We start from the raw sequence: 16,728 nt of genomic DNA, 5'->3' as shown, positions 1-16,728 counted from the left end.
CCCAAGAAGGAGCTTCCATGAATTTCCACACCCGCAAATGGGTCAAGCCTGAAGACCTCAACCCGAACGGCACCCTGTTCGGCGGCAGCCTTCTGAAATGGATCGACGAAGAAGCGGCGATCTACGCCATCGTCCAGCTGGGTAACCAGCGCGTGGTCACCAAGTTCATCTCCGAGATCAACTTCGTCAGTTCCGCGCGCCAGGGCGACATCATCGAACTGGGCATCACCGCCACCGAGTTCGGCCGCACCTCGATCACCCTGACCTGCGAAGTGCGCAACAAGATCACCCGCAAGAGCATCCTCACGGTCGACAAGATGGTCTTCGTGAACATCGGCCCGGACGGCCAGCCGGCGCCCCACGGTCGCACCGAGATCAAGTACATCAAGGACCAGTTCAAGGACGACGCCATCCCGCAGCCTTGACCGATCTGTGGCGCTTACCAGCGGCCGGAGGCCCCGCCGCCGCCGCTGGAACCGCCGCCACCTCGGAATCCGCCACCGCCACCACCGCGGCCACCGCCGCCGCGGCCGATTGAGCTGAGGATCGACATCAGCAGCTGCAGCACGCCCATGGTCAGCCACATCGGTGGAAGGAAGAAGATGTACAGCACCAGCGGGATCGAGAAGGCCCCGACCAGTTGATGCTGTAGCGCGTCGGGATTCGCTTCGCTGACCAGCAGCACCGCCGAGGCCGCGCCACCGACCACCAGGCTGCACAGCAGGTAGCGGCCCATGCTGCGCTGGCGCATCCACTGCACCGGCAGCAGCAGGCCGAGCAGGGGCACGCAGACCAGCAGGGCGAGCAGCCCGAGGAGGCGTGCGGGCGGGATTTCCTCGGCTGTACTGGTATTGCGGTTGGAATAGGCGTCGCTGTAGCTGGTCACCGGGCCCGTCTGCGGCAGTTGATCCGACCCGGCCTCCTCGGGCTCGGCTGGGGCTGGAGGTTCGATCAGAGCGATCAGGCTGTCTACGCCGGCCTGGATGCCGCCGGCGAAATCACCGTTGCGCAAGTGCGGGATCATGGTCTCGCGGATGATGCGCCCGGCCTGCACGTCGGTAATGGTGCCTTCCAGTCCGTAGCCGACCTCGATGCGCAATGCGCGGTCATTCTTGGCAACCACCAGCAGGACGCCGTCGTCCACGCCCTTGCGCCCCAGCTTCCACTGTTCGAAGGCGCGCACCGCGTATTCCTCGATGCTTTCGTCGCCGCTGCTGGGAATCATCAGTACCGCCAGTTGTGCACCCTTGCGCTGTTCCAGGGCGGCGAGCTGGCTTTCCAGTTGGCTGCGCTGCGCGCCGTCGAGCGTCCGGGTGAGGTCGGTGACGCGGGCGGCAAGCGGCGGGATGGCGACCGGCGCGGCCTGCAACAGGGCCGCCCAGCACAGCAGCAGGGCGGCCAGCAGCCCGCGCGCCAGGATCATTGTGCGGGCTGCGCCGGGGCGTTGCCGAAGTCCACTTTAGGCGCGGTCGAGATGGCGGCTTCGTTCTCCACGCTGAAGTTGGCCTTGGGCTGGTAGCCGAGGACTTTCGCGGTGATGACCTCCGGGAACTGGCGGATCAGCACGTTGTACGCCTGCACGGCTTTCACGTAGCGGCCACGGGCGACGGTGATGCGGTTCTCGGTGCCTTCCAGCTGGGTCAGCAGGTCCTTGAACAGGCCATCGGCCTTGAGCTGCGGATAGTTCTCGGAGACCACCAGCAGGCGCGAAAGCGCCGAGCTCAGCTCGCCCTGGGCCTGCTGGAAGCGCCGGACCGCCGCTTCGTCGCCCAACTGCTCGGCATTGAGCGTGGTACTGCCGACCTTGGCGCGGGCCTCGGTCACCTGGGTCAGTACGCTGGCTTCGTGGGCGGCATAGCCCTTCACGGTGCTGACCAGGTTGGGCACCAGGTCGGCGCGGCGCTGGTACTGGTTGAGGACTTCCGACCAGGCGGCCTTCACCTGTTCGTCGCCGGCCTGCATGGCGTTGTAGCCGCAGCCGGAGAGCAGGGTGACGAGGATATAGCAGGTCAGGAACTTGATCAGACGTGGCATGGCAAGGGCTCGTGCAGGCGGAAATGCCCAGTCTAGGCCAGTTCCGGCCGAGTACGCAGCGGGAAATGTCCGAAAGCGCGGGCGCTTGCCGGCGGTAGGGGCGCTCAGGGTAGAATCGATCTGGTATATACCAGGAGTCATTCCGTGCTCGCCACTACCCTGGTGCTGCTGGCCGCCCTGCTGCACGCCACCTGGAACACCCTCGTCAAATTCAGCAATGACCGCCTGCTGGTGGTCGCCTGCATGGACATGGTCGGCCTGGGCGCCGCGCTGGCCCTGCTGCCCTGGATCGCGATTCCGCCCGCCGAGGTCTGGCCCTGGCTGCTGGCCGCCGTGTCCTTGCAGCTGGTCTACCGGGTGCTGCTGATCCAGGCCTACAAGGTCGGCGACCTGGGGCTGGTCTATCCGCTGATGCGTGGTCTCTCGCCGTTGGTGGTGCTGGCGCTGACCCTGTATTTCGGCGGCGAGCAGCTGACCGGCAAGCAGATCCTCGGCATCCTGCTGATCCCGCTGGGCATGCTGTTCCTGCTCAAGGGCGGCGGCGGTTCGAAGTTGCCGTGGATCGCCTATCCCACCGTGCTGCTCATGGGCCTGTGCATCGGCAGCTACACCTGGATCGACGGCAACGCGCTGAAACTCTGGCCACGGCCGCTGGACTACCTGGTCTGGCTGTCGCTGCTCTCCGGCCTGCCGTTCCCGGTGATGGCCATGGTCGGCCGCACCCGCGCTTTCGCGAAATTCTGGATCAACGACTGGAAGCTCGGTATCAGCGTCGGTCTCTGCGTGCTGCTCAGCTACGGGCTGGTGCTCTGGGCCATGCAGCTGGGCTCCATCGCCGAGGCCGCGGCCCTGCGCGAGACCAGCGTGCTGCTGGTGGTACTGTTCGGCATGCGCTTCCTCAAGGAGCCCTTCGGCCTGCCGCGCTTGGCGGCGTGCAGCCTGGTGCTGGCGGGGATGCTGGTGATGAAGCTCTGATGGCTGGCTGAACGGCGGCTGAACGAAGTCCAAGCGGCTGCGGCGGATAGCCGCAGCCGCTTCCCCATGCTCTGGATCATTCGGAAATCGGGGCGGATAATCCGGCGCTTCCGTGTTTCGCCGTCCTACAAGAGTTCTCCCATGAAGCTGAAGACCCTGTTCGTTCTGCTGCTCGCCGGCGCGGCACTCGCCGGTTGCCATCGCCTGGACCCCAACTCGCCGGAAGCCAAGCGCCAGGTGGTGTTCAAGGAGATGCTCAAGACCAGCGAGGACATGGGCGGCATGCTGCGCGGTCGCATCCCTTTCGACGCGGACAAGTTTCGCGCCGGCTCGGCCAAGCTGGGCGAACTGGCGGACAAGCCCTGGCAGTACTTCCCCAGCACCCAGCCGCCGGCCGATCAGGTGGAAAACGAGGACACCCGCGCCAAGGCGGAAATCTGGCAGCGCCAGCTGGAGTTCCAGGCCGACGCCAAGACCTTCCAGCAGGCTGTCCGAGCCCTGGGCGAGAACACCCGCAACGCCGCGCCGACGCCCGAGGGCGTGCGCAAGGACTTCGCCGCGGTGGAAGACGCCTGCGAAGCCTGCCACAAGAAATTCCGCGCGCTCTGAGTCGATAGCGGGCGCGCCTGATTCGCGGTCGGTGCTCGCGAACCCGGACCGGGGGCGGATTACCCTGCGGACCGCTGACTGGGCCCTGCGAATATCCGGAACGTAGGGCGTATAACGTTCGACGTCATACGCCGTTTGACCTTGCTCTCAGGGCGCTCCGGAGTCGACCACGAGCCACGGCGTGACGACGTACACCCGCGAACAGACGCATCACTCCTCCAGTTCGCGCTTGGCCTGCTCCAGTTCGGCGCGGGCCTCGGCCAGCTTGTTCTTGCGCTTCTCGATCTTCTGCGCATCGCCTTTGTCCATCGCCTTGCGCAGGTCCTTCTCGCGCCGGCTGACGTCCTGCTCCGCATCCAGCACCCGCTGCTTGCGCTCCTGCGTCAGGCCGGCGTCGGTGCAGTAGGTTCTCACCTTTTCCAGCGCCGTCTGCAGGCCGGCCACCCGGTTGTCGTTGCCGTGGGCCTTGGCTTCTTCGAGCTGGCGTCGGATGGCGTCCTGCTTGGCGGCGCAGCCGCTCAGGGGCTCGGCGGCCAGCAGCGGCGTGGCACAGCCGAGGACGAGGAGGGCGGCCATGAGGGCGGGGCATCGGAACATTTTCGGATTCCTGGGTTACCAAAGACTAAGACGTTCGAATGTGACGGCTAGAGTTTGTCATGGAGTGACGCCGCGCGTGTTGTCCTGGACCAAGGCCGACGTTCACGAAGCCCGTGGGGCGGGCGAGGAGAGAGACGCCATGCGTATCGCAATTCGCGTCGTGCAGGGACTCATCCTGTTGCTCGTGATGTTGCTGCTGGTGGGAGTCTGGTGGTACCTGCCGGGGGAGCTGCGGCAACGACCGATGCTGAGTGGGACCAGCGAGGACTCCTCGATCCGCCTCGCTGAGCGGCGGCGCAGCTACGTGCTCTATGCGCCGCGGCAGCTCGCCGAGCGGCCGGCCTTGCTGGTGGTGCTGCACGGCTCCATGAGCAATGGCGAGCGGATGCGTCGTGACAGTGGCTATCGCTTCGATGCCCTGGCGGACCGCGACGGCTTCCTGGTGCTCTATCCCGACGGCGTCGAGGGGCACTGGAACGATTGCCGCAAGGCCGCCACCTACAGCGCGCGCCGCCTGAACATCGACGACGTCGGTTTCCTCTCGGCGATGATCGAGCGCCTGCAGCGCCAGCGTGGTGTCGATCCTGCGCGCGTCTTCATCGCCGGTTATTCCAATGGCGGGCAGATGGCGCTGCGCATGGCCGCCGAAGCCGCCGACAAGGTCGATGGCGTGGCCGCCATCGCTGCCAGTTTGCCGAGCGCGGACAACGATGCCTGTCAGCCCGCCCAGCAGCCCAAGGCAACCTTGCTGATGAATGGCACGCGCGACCCGATCAATCCCTACACAGGCGGCGTGGTGACGCTGTTCGGCTTCGGCAACCGGGGGCGAGTGCTGTCGGCGGAGGAATCCGCGCTGGCGCTGGCAAAACGTAACGGCCAGAGTGGCCAGCCAACCCAGGACCGGTTGACCTCGGTCGGGCCGATCTGGACGGAGCGGCAACGCTGGAACGTGACTGGCGCGGCACCGGTGGAGCTGGTGACGGTGCACGGCGGCGGGCACCTGCTGTCACAACCGGTGTATCGCCCGCCGCGCCTGCTGGGGCTGGCGGACCCGGACCTGGACGGCCCGGCGGAGATCTGGCGGTTCTTCAGCGAACTGCCGCGCTGAGGCTCAGAGGTCGATCACCCAGCAGGGGTCGAAGCCGCTGTCCTCGCCCGGATAGGCGCCGGGATTGGCCACCACCCGGGCCTTGCCGATGCGGTAGTCCTGGCGTTCGTGGACATGCCCGTGCACCCACAGGTCGCAGCGCTCCACCAGGGCTTCGAGGTTCGAGGCAAAGGCCGGCGACAGGCTGTCGTCGACATAGGGCTCGGGAATCGAACGGCCGCAGGGGGCGTGGTGGGTGACCACCACGGTGCGCCCGGCGAAGGGCTGCGCCAGTTCGGCCGCCAGCCATTCGCAGGAGGCTTCGCAAAGGTCGCGGCTCATTTCCGGCGTGAACGGCTGGGTGAAATAGTCCACGCAGCGGAAGTCCGGCATCAGTTGCAGCGCCTGCTCGACGGCAAGCTCCGCGCTACGTTCGCCATAGAGCTGGAAGTCGGTCCACAGGGTGGCGCCGAGCACGCGCACATCGTCCAGCACGACGGCGTCGTTCTCCAGGAAATGGATATCCAGCGCGCGGGCCAGGTTGCGCATGGACTGGGTCAGCTCCGGCAGGTCGGAGTGGTAGAACTCGTGGTTGCCGGCGACGTAGACGATCTGGGTGTCGGGAAACGCCTCGCGCGCCCAGTGCAGCCCCTGCAGGTGCTCGTGGATGTCGCCGGCTAGGATCACCACATCGGCAGCCGCCTCGGGCAGCGTGCGGCCGCCTGGGAAGTGTTCGTGGTGAAGGTCGGAAAGGATACGCAGGCGCATGGTCGGTCACGGAGCATCTGGGGGTGTTCATTCTGCGCGCGGCTTGCCTGGATTGCCCAGCCCTTGACTTGAGTCATGGCATGGCCAGTCCTGGGGTAAATCCCGTACGAAATTAAGGGATGATTCAGAAGAATCCTTCAGTTTTCGCTTGGAAAAGCAGTCTGGGAGGACCTCCATGAAACTCATCTGGATCATCCTGGCCGCCGTCGCGGCGGCCTTCGGCCTGGCTTTGCTGATCGACCCTCCGGCCACCCTGGACGTCTGGGTCGTCCGCAAGCAGGCCATCCTGTTCACCGGCGTCGCGGCCTTCGCCCTGATGTCGCTGATCATGTTGCTGGCGGTGCGCCCCGCCTGGCTGGAGCGGCCGCTGGATGGCTTGGACCGCATGTACCAGGCGCACAAGTGGGCGGGCATCCTCGCCATCGTGCTCGGCCTGCTGCACTACCTGCTGGAACTGGGCGGGCCGCTGCTCGCGGAGTTCTTCACCAAGCCGGCCAAGGGGCCGCGGGTGGAGACCTTCCTCGACGTCTTCCGTGGCTCGGCCAAGGACCTGGGCGAATGGTCCGCCTGGCTGCTGGCGGCCATGCTGGTGATCACGCTCTGGCAACGTTTCCCCTACCACCTGTGGCGCTACGTGCACAAAACCCTTGCGGTGGTTTACCTGGTGCTGGCCTTCCACGCCGTGGTACTGGCGCCGGCGGGTTACTGGGCGCAGCCGATCGGCTGGCTGGTGGCGGTCTGTGCGGCCGTGGGCAGCCTGTGCGCGCTCTGGTCGCTGAGCGGGCGGATTGGCCGCAAGCGCACCCATGAGGGTGTCGTGGTGGCGGTCGAGCGGCCCGGCGAGCGCATGCTCGAGGTCACCTGCAAGCTGCAGGGGCGCTGGCGGCATCGTGCCGGACAATTTGCCTTCCTGACCTGTGATCGCCTGGAAGGACAGCATCCCTTCACCCTGTCGTCCGCCGACCTCGGCAACGGCGAAGTGCGCTTCAGCATCAAGGCGCTGGGTGACTATACGCAGCGCTTGCAGGACAGCCTGCGAGTGGGCGACCCGGTGAAAGTGGAGGGGCCCTACGGTCGCTTCGACTTCCGCCGCGACAAGGGTGGGCGCCAGGTGTGGATTGCAGGCGGGATCGGCATCACGCCGTTCCTCGCCTGGCTGGAGTCCTTGCAGGGCAAGCCCGAGGACTGCCCGGAGGTGACGTTGCTGTACTGCGTGCGTGCCCCCTCGGACGCGATCTACGCGGGGCGCCTGCGTGACCTGTGCGGTGGGCTGCCGCGCATCGACCTGCGCATCCACTACAGCGAGAGCGAAGGTCGCCTGCAGGCGAGTGATCTCGAACTGCAGCCCGGCCCCCAGGGGCGCTGGCCGAGCGTCTGGTTCTGCGGCCCGCAGGGGCTGGCCGAACTGCTGCAGCGTGATTTGCGCCGCCAGGGCATGCCGCGCAACCGCTTCCATCAGGAAGCCTTCCGGATGCGCTGAGGCCCTCAGAAACCGGCAACGCCGACGTCGTGCAATTGTTTCCGCAGCTGTATGACGTCCGGCGTGTTGAAGAAGCTTTCCAGCTGGACGGCGCGCACCTTGCCGATGCCCGGTTGCGTCTGCCATTGCTCCGCACTGCGGGCGGCCAGGGCGGTCCAGCCCTCTCCCGGCGGCAAGGCGTCGACAGAGGGCGCACCGAGCGCACGCAACCAGGTGCTGAATGAGCGCTGGCGGGCCAGTTGGAACTGCTGGTGCAGCTTCGCCGCGCTGCGCTCGCCCAGGCCAGACACCTGCGACAGCTGATCGGGCGTCAACTCCAGCCAGTCGAGCATACCCGGTAGCAGTTCGGCTTCGTGCAGGCGCCGCCAGGTGCCCGGCCCCACGCCGGAAAGCGCGAGTCCCTGTTTGCCGCCCAGCCATTCCAGTCGAGCTAGAAACTGCTCTTCGCAGCCCTCCGTCGGTTGCCAGCAGGTCAGGGCGCCGTACTGCCCGTCCGCTGGCGCTGCAACGTCACGGCGCGTGGGCGAGCGCCAGACCACACCGTCCAGCCGTGGAATGGTCAGGCCGGCGAGGGCGATGGCGACCTGGTCGCCGGGTCGGATGTCGAGGTTGCGCCAGCGCTTCAGGGTGCTGGCGCTGACGCGCTGGATGCTGCGCCCATCCAGCTCCACCGGCTCCAGATGCAGCACGGGCGTTACCCGGCCGCTGCGCCCGACCTTGAATTCGACCCGGCGGACTTCGGCCAGTGCCTGTCGATGGGGGTATTTCCAGGCGACTGCCCAGCCCGGTGTCCGGGCGCTCCAGCTCCTGCCCGGCGGGCGCCGGCCCTGGCGGATGACGATGCCATCGCTGGCGAAGGGCAGTGGCTGGCGGTACCAGCCTTCGCGCCAGGCTTCGATCTCGCTGAATCTGGCGACAGGCTTCGTCAGATCGGCGCTGTCGGAAAAGCCCAGTTGCCGTAGACGTTGCAGGCGCTCCGGCATGTCCAGCGGGCCCTCCGGTAGCTCCCAGACGAACAGGCCGATCCGCTCGCCTTCGCCGCCGAGCGAGGTACGCGCCATCAGTCCGGCGGCTTTCCCGCGTGCACCCAGTCCACCCTGACGCTCCTGCACGTGCTGCGGCAGACGCCAGTAGAGCTCGCCTTGCAGCACCAGGCGGCCGCGCTCGCCGGGCAACTGCTGGGGAATCGCGGGAATCTGTCGTGCGTTGGCCGTCCAGTCCTGCCCCGCGATGCCATCGCCACGGCTGATCGCCTGGTGCAGCCGCCCATCTTGATAGACCAGGGTGACCGCGACGCCGTCGACCTTGGGCTGCACCCATAGGTCGCTGCGGTTCGTCAGCCACCCGCGCACGGCGGCGGCATCCGGGAGCTTGTCGAGGCCGGTATGGACGACCGGGTGACGGGCTTCACCGGCGCTGCTGGCCAGGGGCGCATCGGCGGCCGTTGGGATCTGCGGAAAGCAGGACTGCCATTCCCGCAGCCGTTCGCGTGCCTGGTCATACAGCTCATCGGCGACGGGGGAGTTTCCCTGTCTGTGATAGGCGTCGTCCCACTGTGCCAGTTGGGTCTGCAGGGCCTGTACTTCACTGGCGGCCTGTTCGGGCGTCCATTGCGGGCAGCCGAGAGCGGTCAGTGGCAGGTAAATCGATAGGGCGAGGATCAGGCGGCGCATGGCGAGCGTCCGTGCTGCGGGGAGACCGTCAGCCTAGAGGCCGCCCGTGGGGGACGATGCCGAGGAGCGCGCGGATTATTCGGTGCGCTGTGTCGGATGCCAGAAACGAAAAAGCCCCGCCGAGGCGGGGCTTTTCCGAAGACGGACCTTACAGGCCGGCAGCGTCACGCAGGGCGGCAGCCTTGTCGGTGCGCTCCCAGGTGAAGGCGGTGAAGGTGTCGTCGCCGTAGGTCATTTCGAACGGGTTGCGGCCGAAGTGGCCGTAGGCCGCGGTCGGCTGGTACATCGGGTGCAGCAGGTCGAGCATCTTGGTGATCGCGTACGGACGCAGGTCGAAGTGCTCGCGGACCAGCTGGACGATCTTCTCGTCGCCGATCTTGCCGGTGCCGAAGGTGTTGATCGAGATGGAGGTCGGCTGGGCCACGCCGATGGCGTAGGACACCTGGATCTCGCAACGCTCGGCCAGGCCCGCGGCAACGATGTTCTTGGCCACGTAGCGGCCGGCGTAGGCAGCGGAACGGTCGACCTTGGACGGGTCCTTGCCGGAGAACGCGCCGCCGCCGTGGCGAGCCATGCCGCCGTAGGAGTCGACGATGATCTTGCGGCCGGTCAGGCCACAGTCGCCCACCGGGCCGCCGATCACGAAGTTGCCGGTCGGGTTGATGTGGAACTGGGTTTCCTTGTGCAGCAGTTCGGCCGGCAGGACGTGCTTGATGATCAGCTCCATCACACCTTCGCGCAGGTCCTTGTAGCTGACTTCCGGGTTGTGCTGGGTGGAGAGCACGATGGCGTCGATGCCGACTACCTTGCCGTTCTCGTAGCGGCAGGTGACCTGGGACTTGGCGTCCGGACGCAGCCACGGCAGCAGGCCGGACTTGCGGGCTTCGGCCTGGCGTTCCACCAGACGGTGGGAGAAGCAGATCGGCGCGGGCATCAGCACGTCAGTTTCGTTGCTGGCGTAGCCGAACATCAGGCCCTGGTCGCCGGCGCCCTGGTCTTCCGGCTTGGCGCGGTCCACGCCCTGGTTGATGTCCACCGACTGCTTGCCGATGATGTTCAGCACGCCACAGGTGGCGCCGTCGAAGCCGACGTCGGAGCTGTTGTAGCCGATGTCGATGATGACCTTGCGCACCAGCTCTTCCAGGTCGACCCAGGCGGAGGTGGTGACTTCGCCGGCGATGATGGCCACACCGGTCTTCACCAGGGTTTCGCAGGCCACGCGGGCGTATTTGTCCTTGGCGATGATGGCGTCGAGCACCGCATCGGAAATCTGGTCCGCGATCTTGTCGGGATGGCCTTCGGAGACGGACTCAGAGGTGAAAACAGAGTATTCGCTCATCTAACGGTTCCTATCATTTACCGGTGGGTGAGGACGCTTCGCGAATCCGGTTTGGCGAAGTGCCGCACCTGGATCTGAAAGCCATTACGTAAACCAATGTACAAACTTTCGCCGGGCGCGAGCCCCGCGGAATCGGCCCAACGGGCCAGGTCTTCCTGTTCGAACCCAAGCCAGAGATCACCGCAGGCCTCGCGGGCCCAACTCTGGTCGTGGCTGCAGAGCTCCGTCACCAGCAGGCTGCCACCGGGCTTCACCAGGTGCGCCAGCTGCTTCAGGGCCTCCGCCGGTGCGGCGAAGTGGTGCAGCACCATGTTCAGTACCACGCAGTCCGCCGCGTCATCGGCGTCCTGCAGTGCGTCGGCCAGCCGTAGCCGGACGTTGTTCAAACCTTCGCTGGCGCAGCGTTGCCGCGCCATGTCGAGCATCGCCTCGCTGTTGTCCAGCGCGGTGACCTCGTCGAAGCGCCGGGCCAGCTCGGGGAGGAATCCACCGTCGCCGGGGCCGACTTCCAGCGCCGTGGCGCCGGGGGCGAAGCTCAGTGCATCGAGCAGCGCCAGCACGCTTTCGCGGTATTGCGGCAGTCCTGCGATCAGGTCCTGCGTGGCCTGGAACTTCTCCGCGCTACGGGCGAAGTAGGTGCGGCTCACAGCGGCGCGTTGGGCATGCACACCGACGATGCGCGCACTGACGTCCTCCGGCAGCACCAGGCTGTCGACCTCGTCGAGCAGCGCGCCATGCAGCGTGCCGCCAAGGCTGTCGGCCTGGGGCAGGGCGCGGCGATAGAAGATCGCGTTGCCTTCGCGCCGCGTGGCCACCAGCCCGGCCTGGGACAGCACCTTCAGGTGATGGCTCATGCCCGACTGGCGGACGCCGAAGATATGCGCCAGCTCCAGCACGCCGAACGAGTCGTTGGCCAGGGCGCGCAGCACGTTCAGCCGCAGCGGATCGCCACCAGCCTTGCACAGGGCAGCCAGCTGGTCGCAGTCGTCGTGGCGGATTTCGGGCAGGCGCAGGCTCATGGGGTGCGCAGTCTAGTCGCGGGCTACAGGGTGGGCAATAGCTGTATCAAAAAGTTTTGATATTGGCGGATGAGCGGTTTTTGATCAGTTGGCCGCCCCGGCCGGCTGCTCTGCATCAGGCTTCTGCCGATCTGTCATTGCCCCGCGGGGCCTGGCTGGGCGAAAATGCTGGCCTTTTTCATCCCTTCGAACTTTCGAAGCAGCCCCCGCAGGAGATTCAGCGATGCCCAGCCGTCGTGAGCGAGCCAATGCCATCCGCGCACTGAGCATGGACGCCGTCCAGAAAGCCAACAGCGGCCATCCCGGCGCCCCCATGGGCATGGCGGATATCGCCGAAGTGCTCTGGCGCGACTACCTCAAGCACAACCCGGGCAACCCGCAGTGGGCCGACCGTGACCGCTTCGTGCTGTCCAACGGCCACGGCTCGATGCTGATCTATTCGCTGCTGCACCTGACCGGCTACGACGTCACCGTCGACGACCTGAAGAACTTCCGCCAGCTCAACTCGCGCACCCCGGGCCACCCTGAATACGGCTACACCGCCGGCGTCGAGACCACCACCGGTCCGCTGGGCCAGGGCATCGCCAACGCCGTGGGCATGGCGCTGGCCGAGAAGGTGCTGGGCGCGCAGTTCAACCGCGACGGCCACACCATCGTCGACCACTTCACCTACGCCTTCCTGGGCGACGGCTGCATGATGGAAGGCATCTCCCACGAGGTGGCTTCGCTGGCCGGCACCCTGCGCCTGAACAAGCTGATCGCCTTCTACGACGACAACGGCATCTCCATTGACGGCGAAGTCGAAGGCTGGTTCACCGACGACACCCCGAAGCGCTTCGAAGCCTACGGCTGGCAGGTGATCCGCAACGTCGACGGCCATGACGCCGACGAGATCAAGACCGCCATCGACACCGCTCGCAAGAGCGATGCCCCGACCCTGATCTGCTGCAAGACCGTGATCGGCTTCGGCTCGCCGAACAAGCAGGGCAAGGAAGAGTGCCACGGCGCTCCGCTGGGCAACGACGAAATCGCCGCCACCCGCGCCGCGCTGGGCTGGAACCACGGCCCGTTCGAAGTCCCGGCCGAGATCTACGCCGAGTGGAACGCCAAGGAAGCCGGCGCCAGCCACGAGAACGAGTGGAACCAGCGCTTCGCCGCCTACCAGGCTGCGCATCCGGAACTGGCTGCCGAGTTCCTGCGCCGCGTCGCCGGTGAGCTGCCGGCCGATTTCGCCGAGAAGGCCGCGGCCTACGTCGCGGAAGTCGCCAGCAAGGGCGAAACCATCGCCAGCCGCAAGGCCAGCCAGAACGCGCTGAACGCCTTCGGCCCGCTGCTGCCGGAATTCCTCGGCGGCTCGGCTGACCTGGCCGGCTCCAACCTGACCCTGTGGAAGGGCTGCAAGGGCGTGAGCGCCGACGACGCCAGCGGCAACTACATGTTCTATGGCGTGCGCGAATTCGGCATGAGCGCCATCATGAACGGCGTGGCCCTGCATGGCGGCTTCATCCCCTACGGCGCGACCTTCCTGATCTTCATGGAATACGCCCGCAACGCGGTGCGCATGTCCGCCCTGATGAAGCAGCGCGTGCTGTACGTGTTCACCCACGACTCCATCGGTCTGGGTGAAGACGGCCCGACCCACCAGCCGATCGAGCAGCTGGCCAGCCTGCGCCTGACCCCGAACCTGGACACCTGGCGTCCGGCCGATGCCGTGGAATCCGCGGTGGCCTGGAAGTACGCCATCGAGCGCGCCGACGGCCCGTCCGCCCTGGTGTTCTCCCGCCAGAACCTGCCGCACCAGCCGCGCGACGCCGCCCAGCTGGCCGACGTGGCCCGTGGTGGCTACGTGCTCAAGGACTGCGACGGCGAGCCGGAACTGATCCTGATCGCCACCGGCTCCGAAGTCGGCCTGGCCGTGCAGGCCTTCGACAAGCTCAGCGCCGAAGGCCGCAAGGTGCGCGTGGTCTCCATGCCGTCCACCAGCGTGTTCGACCAGCAGGATGCCGGCTACAAGCAGGCCGTACTGCCGGTGCAGGTCGGTGCGCGCATCGCCATCGAAGCTGCCCACGCCGACTACTGGTACAAGTACGTGGGCCTGGAAGGCCGCGTGATCGGCATGACCACCTTCGGCGAATCGGCGCCGGCCGCCGCCCTCTTCGAGCACTTCGGCTTCACCGTCGATAACCTGCTGGAAGTGGCCGCCGAGCTGCTCGACGCCTGATCCGGCTCTTGTAGGAGCGAGCTTGCTCGCGAAGGGTTTTGCTCGGTTCGCGAGCAAGCTCGCTCCTACGAAGATCGACAAGGGATAACAATGTCCAAGCGCCCTTACCGAGTTGCCCTCAACGGCTACGGCCGTATCGGTCGCTGCGTGTTCCGTGCCCTGCACGAACGCCGCGCCAAGGCTGATTTCTCCATCGTCGCCCTGAATGACCTGGCGGACCTGGCCAGCCTGGAATACCTGACCCGCTTCGACTCCACCCATGGTCGCTTCCCCGGCGAGGTCAACGTGGACGACGGCTGCCTGCACATCGGCGGCGATTGCGTGAAGGTGTTCCGCGAGGCGACGCCCGAGGCCATCGACTGGCGCGCGCTGGACGTCGACCTGGTGCTGGAGTGCTCCGGCGTCTACCACACCCGCGCCGATGGCGAGCGCTTCCTGGCTGCCGGCGCACCGCGCGTGCTGTTCTCCCAGCCGATGGCCAGCGAGACGGACATCGACGCCACGGTGGTCTTCGGCATCAACCAGCAGGGCCTGACCGGCGCCGAGAAGCTGGTGTCCAACGCCTCCTGCACCACCAATTGCAGCGTGCCGCTGCTCAAGCTGCTGAACGAGGCGCTGGGCATCGAGTATGTCTCCATCACCACCATCCACTCGGCGATGAACGACCAGCCGGTGATCGACGCCTATCACCACGAAGACCTGCGCCGCACGCGCTCGGCCTTCCAGTCGGTGATCCCGGTGTCCACTGGTCTGGCACGCGGCATCGAACGCCTGCTGCCGGAACTCGCCGGGCGAATCCAGGCCAAAGCCATTCGAGTGCCGACGGTGAACGTCTCGGCCCTGGACATCACCCTGCAGGTCTCCCGCGATACCTCCGCCGAGGAGATCAACCGGGTGCTGCGCCAGGCCGCCACCGAAGGCCCGCTGAAAGGCCTGCTGGCGTACACCGAGCTGCCCCACGCCAGCTGCGATTTCAACCATGACCCGCACTCGGCCATAGTCGATGGCAGCCAGACCCGCGTTTCCGGCCCCCGCCTGGTGAACGTGCTGGCCTGGTTCGACAACGAGTGGGGGTTCGCCAACCGCATGCTCGACACCGCAGGCCACTACCTGCGCGTCGCCGCTACCGAACGTTAATCAAACAGCCCCAACAGGACTGACTGTCATGACCGTGTTGAAGATGACCGACCTCGACCTCCAAGGTAAGCGCGTACTGATCCGCGAAGACCTCAACGTTCCGGTGAAGGACGGTGTGGTCAAGAGCGACGCGCGCATCCTGGCCTCGCTGCCGACCATCAAGCTGGCCCTGGAGAAGGGCGCGGCGGTGATGGTCTGCTCGCACCTGGGCCGCCCGACCGAAGGCGAATACTCCGCAGAGAACAGCCTGCAGCCGGTCGCCGACTACCTGTCCAAGGCCCTGGGCCGCGCCGTGCCGCTGGTCAAGGACTACCTGGGCGGCGTCGACGTGAAGGCCGGTGAAGTCGTGCTGTTCGAGAACGTGCGCTTCAACAAGGGCGAGAAGAAGAACGCCGACGAGCTGGCGCAGAAATACGCCGCGCTGTGCGACGTGTTCGTCATGGACGCCTTCGGTACCGCCCACCGCGCCGAGGGCTCCACCCACGGCGTGGCCAAGTTCGCCAAGGTCGCCGCCGCCGGCCCGCTGCTGGCCGCCGAGCTGGAAGCCCTGGGCAAGGCCCTGGGCAACCCGGCGCGCCCGATGGCTGCCATCGTTGCCGGCTCCAAGGTTTCGACCAAGCTCGACGTGCTCAACAGCCTGGCGCAGATCTGCGACCAGCTGATCGTCGGTGGCGGCATCGCCAACACCTTCCTCGCCGCTGCGGGCCACAAGGTCGGCAAGTCGCTGTACGAAGCCGATCTGGTCGACACCGCCAAGGCCATCGCCGCCAAGGTCAGCGTGCCGCTGCCGGTGGACGTGGTGGTTGCCAAGGAATTCGCCGAGACCGCCGTCGCCACCGTCAAGGACATCGCTGACGTGGCCGACGACGACATGATCCTGGACATCGGGCCGAAGACCGCCGCCCAGTTCGCCGAGCTGCTCAAGACCTCCAAGACCATCCTGTGGAACGGCCCGGTGGGTGTGTTCGAGTTCGACCAGTTCGGTGAAGGCACCAAGACCCTGGCCAAGGCGATCGCCGAAAGCCCGGCGTTCTCCATCGCCGGCGGTGGCGACACCCTGGCCGCCATCGACAAGTACGGCATCGGCGAGCAGATCTCCTACATTTCCACCGGTGGCGGCGCCTTCCTCGAGTTCGTCGAGGGCAAGGTCCTGCCAGCCGTCGAAGTGCTGGAACAGCGCGCCAAGGCCTGAGGCCTTCGCCGCCGGGAGCAGGTCGATCAGTCGACCCGCTTCCATCCGTACAGCGCCGCCCTCGGGTGATCGTGGGCGGCGCTGGCGTTCCTGTTGTGGGCCGGGCAAGCTGGCACATTGGATGCTCGGCGGGTATGCCGCCTGAAGGGAGAGTTGCCCGATGCTGCGTTATGTTGTCCCGGCCCTCGCGCTGTCACTGGTCGCAGGATGCTCGAGCCATCCGTCCGGTGGCGCCGGCGGCAAAGAGGCTGGCTGGAATCGCTGGACCTGCGACAGCCAGGCCGAAGTCATCTGGCGTTACGTGGATGTCAGCAAGTCGGTAGTCGACCTGCGCCTGGGTGAGGATGACGTGGTTCATCACCTGGAGGAGGAACCCGGCGGTGCTGGCGCTTTCTATAGTGACGGACTGGTCGGATTCAGCATTACCGGCGAGCAGGGACTGATCTACTGGGTCGAGAGCAACGATCTCATCGGCCGAGGTTGCAAGGCGCGCTGACGCGCCGACTGTCCCGGCCGAGGCCTGGACACTTGAACACCGCCTGCCCCTGGGGCAGGCTTTTGAATAACTGAACGAGCCCGACTTCTGGGAGAAGCGAA

At 66.4% G+C, this 16,728-nt stretch carries 16 protein-coding genes; 9 read left to right on the top strand and 7 right to left on the bottom strand.

The window, feature by feature from the left end:
* Positions 1-17 precede the first annotated feature (17 nt).
* The gene (locus ACAW63_RS02235; protein WP_015479269.1) at positions 18-425 is read left to right on the top strand and encodes an acyl-CoA thioesterase; all 408 of its coding nucleotides are present in this window, start codon (positions 18-20) and stop codon (positions 423-425) included.
* A gap of 14 nt (positions 426-439) precedes the next feature.
* Here the strand turns inward: ACAW63_RS02235 and ACAW63_RS02230 are convergent, their stop codons facing one another.
* The gene (locus tag ACAW63_RS02230; protein ID WP_371231377.1) at positions 440-1,423 is read right to left on the bottom strand and encodes a YgcG family protein; all 984 of its coding nucleotides are present in this window, start codon (positions 1,421-1,423) and stop codon (positions 440-442) included.
* The gene (locus tag ACAW63_RS02225) at positions 1,420-2,034 is read right to left on the bottom strand and encodes a LemA family protein (RefSeq protein ID WP_371231375.1); all 615 of its coding nucleotides are present in this window, start codon (positions 2,032-2,034) and stop codon (positions 1,420-1,422) included. The genes ACAW63_RS02230 and ACAW63_RS02225 overlap by 4 nt, the downstream gene beginning before the upstream one ends.
* 144 nt (positions 2,035-2,178) lie before the next feature.
* Between ACAW63_RS02225 and ACAW63_RS02220 the strand changes: the two genes are divergently transcribed.
* Complete coding sequence (locus tag ACAW63_RS02220) at positions 2,179-3,009, top strand: EamA family transporter (RefSeq protein WP_371231373.1); 831 nt, start codon at positions 2,179-2,181, stop codon at positions 3,007-3,009.
* Between the two features lie 141 nt (positions 3,010-3,150).
* Positions 3,151-3,618, top strand: coding sequence for a cytochrome c (locus ACAW63_RS02215; protein WP_371231372.1), 468 nt, complete (start codon positions 3,151-3,153; stop codon positions 3,616-3,618).
* A 210-nt stretch (positions 3,619-3,828) separates the two neighbouring features.
* On the opposite strand, the gene ACAW63_RS02210 is transcribed toward ACAW63_RS02215, so the two are convergent.
* Positions 3,829-4,215 carry a DUF1090 domain-containing protein gene (locus ACAW63_RS02210; RefSeq protein WP_371231371.1) on the bottom strand — a complete coding sequence of 129 codons (387 nt, stop codon included), beginning with the start codon at positions 4,213-4,215 and terminating at the stop codon, positions 3,829-3,831.
* Positions 4,216-4,354: 139 nt separating this feature from the next.
* On the opposite strand from ACAW63_RS02210, the gene ACAW63_RS02205 reads away from it, so the two are divergent.
* Positions 4,355-5,323, top strand: a complete 969-nt coding sequence (locus tag ACAW63_RS02205; protein WP_371231369.1) for a PHB depolymerase family esterase — start codon at positions 4,355-4,357, stop codon at positions 5,321-5,323.
* 3 nt (positions 5,324-5,326) lie between these two features.
* Here ACAW63_RS02205 and ACAW63_RS02200 read toward each other — a convergent pair whose 3' ends face one another.
* The gene (locus tag ACAW63_RS02200) at positions 5,327-6,070 is read right to left on the bottom strand and encodes a metallophosphoesterase (protein ID WP_371231367.1); all 744 of its coding nucleotides are present in this window, start codon (positions 6,068-6,070) and stop codon (positions 5,327-5,329) included.
* Between the two features lie 175 nt (positions 6,071-6,245).
* On the opposite strand from ACAW63_RS02200, the gene ACAW63_RS02195 reads away from it, so the two are divergent.
* Positions 6,246-7,550, top strand: a complete 1,305-nt coding sequence (locus ACAW63_RS02195; protein WP_371231365.1) for a ferric reductase-like transmembrane domain-containing protein — start codon at positions 6,246-6,248, stop codon at positions 7,548-7,550.
* A 5-nt stretch (positions 7,551-7,555) separates the two neighbouring features.
* Here ACAW63_RS02195 and ligB read toward each other — a convergent pair whose 3' ends face one another.
* The 3 genes from ligB to ACAW63_RS02180 form a co-directional block, all read right to left on the bottom strand.
* On the bottom strand, positions 7,556-9,223 hold the full coding sequence (ligB, locus tag ACAW63_RS02190; protein WP_371231364.1) for an NAD-dependent DNA ligase LigB: 1,668 nt from the start codon (positions 9,221-9,223) through the stop codon (positions 7,556-7,558).
* A gap of 148 nt (positions 9,224-9,371) precedes the next feature.
* The gene (gene metK / locus ACAW63_RS02185) at positions 9,372-10,562 is read right to left on the bottom strand and encodes a methionine adenosyltransferase (protein ID WP_371231362.1); all 1,191 of its coding nucleotides are present in this window, start codon (positions 10,560-10,562) and stop codon (positions 9,372-9,374) included.
* Between the two features lie 17 nt (positions 10,563-10,579).
* The gene (locus ACAW63_RS02180; RefSeq protein ID WP_371231361.1) at positions 10,580-11,581 is read right to left on the bottom strand and encodes an ArsR/SmtB family transcription factor; all 1,002 of its coding nucleotides are present in this window, start codon (positions 11,579-11,581) and stop codon (positions 10,580-10,582) included.
* 223 nt (positions 11,582-11,804) lie between these two features.
* Here ACAW63_RS02180 and tkt point away from each other — a divergent pair, with 223 nt between their 5' ends.
* The 4 genes from tkt (at position 11,805) to ACAW63_RS02160 (ending at position 16,627) form a co-directional block, all read left to right on the top strand.
* On the top strand, positions 11,805-13,802 hold the full coding sequence (gene tkt, locus ACAW63_RS02175; protein ID WP_371231360.1) for a transketolase: 1,998 nt from the start codon (positions 11,805-11,807) through the stop codon (positions 13,800-13,802).
* Between the two features lie 90 nt (positions 13,803-13,892).
* Positions 13,893-14,939, top strand: a complete 1,047-nt coding sequence (gene epd, locus ACAW63_RS02170) for an erythrose-4-phosphate dehydrogenase (RefSeq protein ID WP_371231359.1) — start codon at positions 13,893-13,895, stop codon at positions 14,937-14,939.
* 28 nt (positions 14,940-14,967) lie between these two features.
* Complete coding sequence (locus ACAW63_RS02165; protein ID WP_371231357.1) at positions 14,968-16,131, top strand: phosphoglycerate kinase; 1,164 nt, start codon at positions 14,968-14,970, stop codon at positions 16,129-16,131.
* Between the two features lie 160 nt (positions 16,132-16,291).
* The gene (locus tag ACAW63_RS02160; protein ID WP_371231355.1) at positions 16,292-16,627 is read left to right on the top strand and encodes an MliC family protein; all 336 of its coding nucleotides are present in this window, start codon (positions 16,292-16,294) and stop codon (positions 16,625-16,627) included.
* Positions 16,628-16,728 lie beyond the last annotated feature (101 nt).

The organism is Pseudomonas sp. QE6 (assembly GCF_041379005.1).
Taxonomy (GTDB): Bacteria; Pseudomonadota; Gammaproteobacteria; order Pseudomonadales; family Pseudomonadaceae; genus Pseudomonas.
The sequence above is the reverse complement of the archived record's forward strand: the minus strand, read 5'-3'. Positions and strand labels throughout refer to the sequence as shown.

Excerpts from the sequence above, each read along its gene's own strand:
- ACAW63_RS02235 (WP_015479269.1), top strand. The coding sequence starts at position 18 with ATGAATTTCCACACCCGCAAATGGGTCAAGCCTGAAGACCTCAACCCG.
- ACAW63_RS02230 (WP_371231377.1), bottom strand. The coding sequence starts at position 1,423 with ATGATCCTGGCGCGCGGGCTGCTGGCCGCCCTGCTGCTGTGCTGGGCG.
- ACAW63_RS02225 (WP_371231375.1), bottom strand. The coding sequence starts at position 2,034 with ATGCCACGTCTGATCAAGTTCCTGACCTGCTATATCCTCGTCACCCTG.
- ACAW63_RS02215 (WP_371231372.1), top strand. The coding sequence starts at position 3,151 with ATGAAGCTGAAGACCCTGTTCGTTCTGCTGCTCGCCGGCGCGGCACTC.
- ACAW63_RS02210 (WP_371231371.1), bottom strand. The coding sequence starts at position 4,215 with ATGTTCCGATGCCCCGCCCTCATGGCCGCCCTCCTCGTCCTCGGCTGT.
- ACAW63_RS02205 (WP_371231369.1), top strand. The coding sequence starts at position 4,355 with ATGCGTATCGCAATTCGCGTCGTGCAGGGACTCATCCTGTTGCTCGTG.
- ACAW63_RS02200 (WP_371231367.1), bottom strand. The coding sequence starts at position 6,070 with ATGCGCCTGCGTATCCTTTCCGACCTTCACCACGAACACTTCCCAGGC.
- ACAW63_RS02195 (WP_371231365.1), top strand. The coding sequence starts at position 6,246 with ATGAAACTCATCTGGATCATCCTGGCCGCCGTCGCGGCGGCCTTCGGC.
- ligB (WP_371231364.1), bottom strand. The coding sequence starts at position 9,223 with ATGCGCCGCCTGATCCTCGCCCTATCGATTTACCTGCCACTGACCGCT.
- metK (WP_371231362.1), bottom strand. The coding sequence starts at position 10,562 with ATGAGCGAATACTCTGTTTTCACCTCTGAGTCCGTCTCCGAAGGCCAT.
- ACAW63_RS02180 (WP_371231361.1), bottom strand. The coding sequence starts at position 11,581 with ATGAGCCTGCGCCTGCCCGAAATCCGCCACGACGACTGCGACCAGCTG.
- tkt (WP_371231360.1), top strand. The coding sequence starts at position 11,805 with ATGCCCAGCCGTCGTGAGCGAGCCAATGCCATCCGCGCACTGAGCATG.
- epd (WP_371231359.1), top strand. The coding sequence starts at position 13,893 with ATGTCCAAGCGCCCTTACCGAGTTGCCCTCAACGGCTACGGCCGTATC.
- ACAW63_RS02165 (WP_371231357.1), top strand. The coding sequence starts at position 14,968 with ATGACCGTGTTGAAGATGACCGACCTCGACCTCCAAGGTAAGCGCGTA.
- ACAW63_RS02160 (WP_371231355.1), top strand. The coding sequence starts at position 16,292 with ATGCTGCGTTATGTTGTCCCGGCCCTCGCGCTGTCACTGGTCGCAGGA.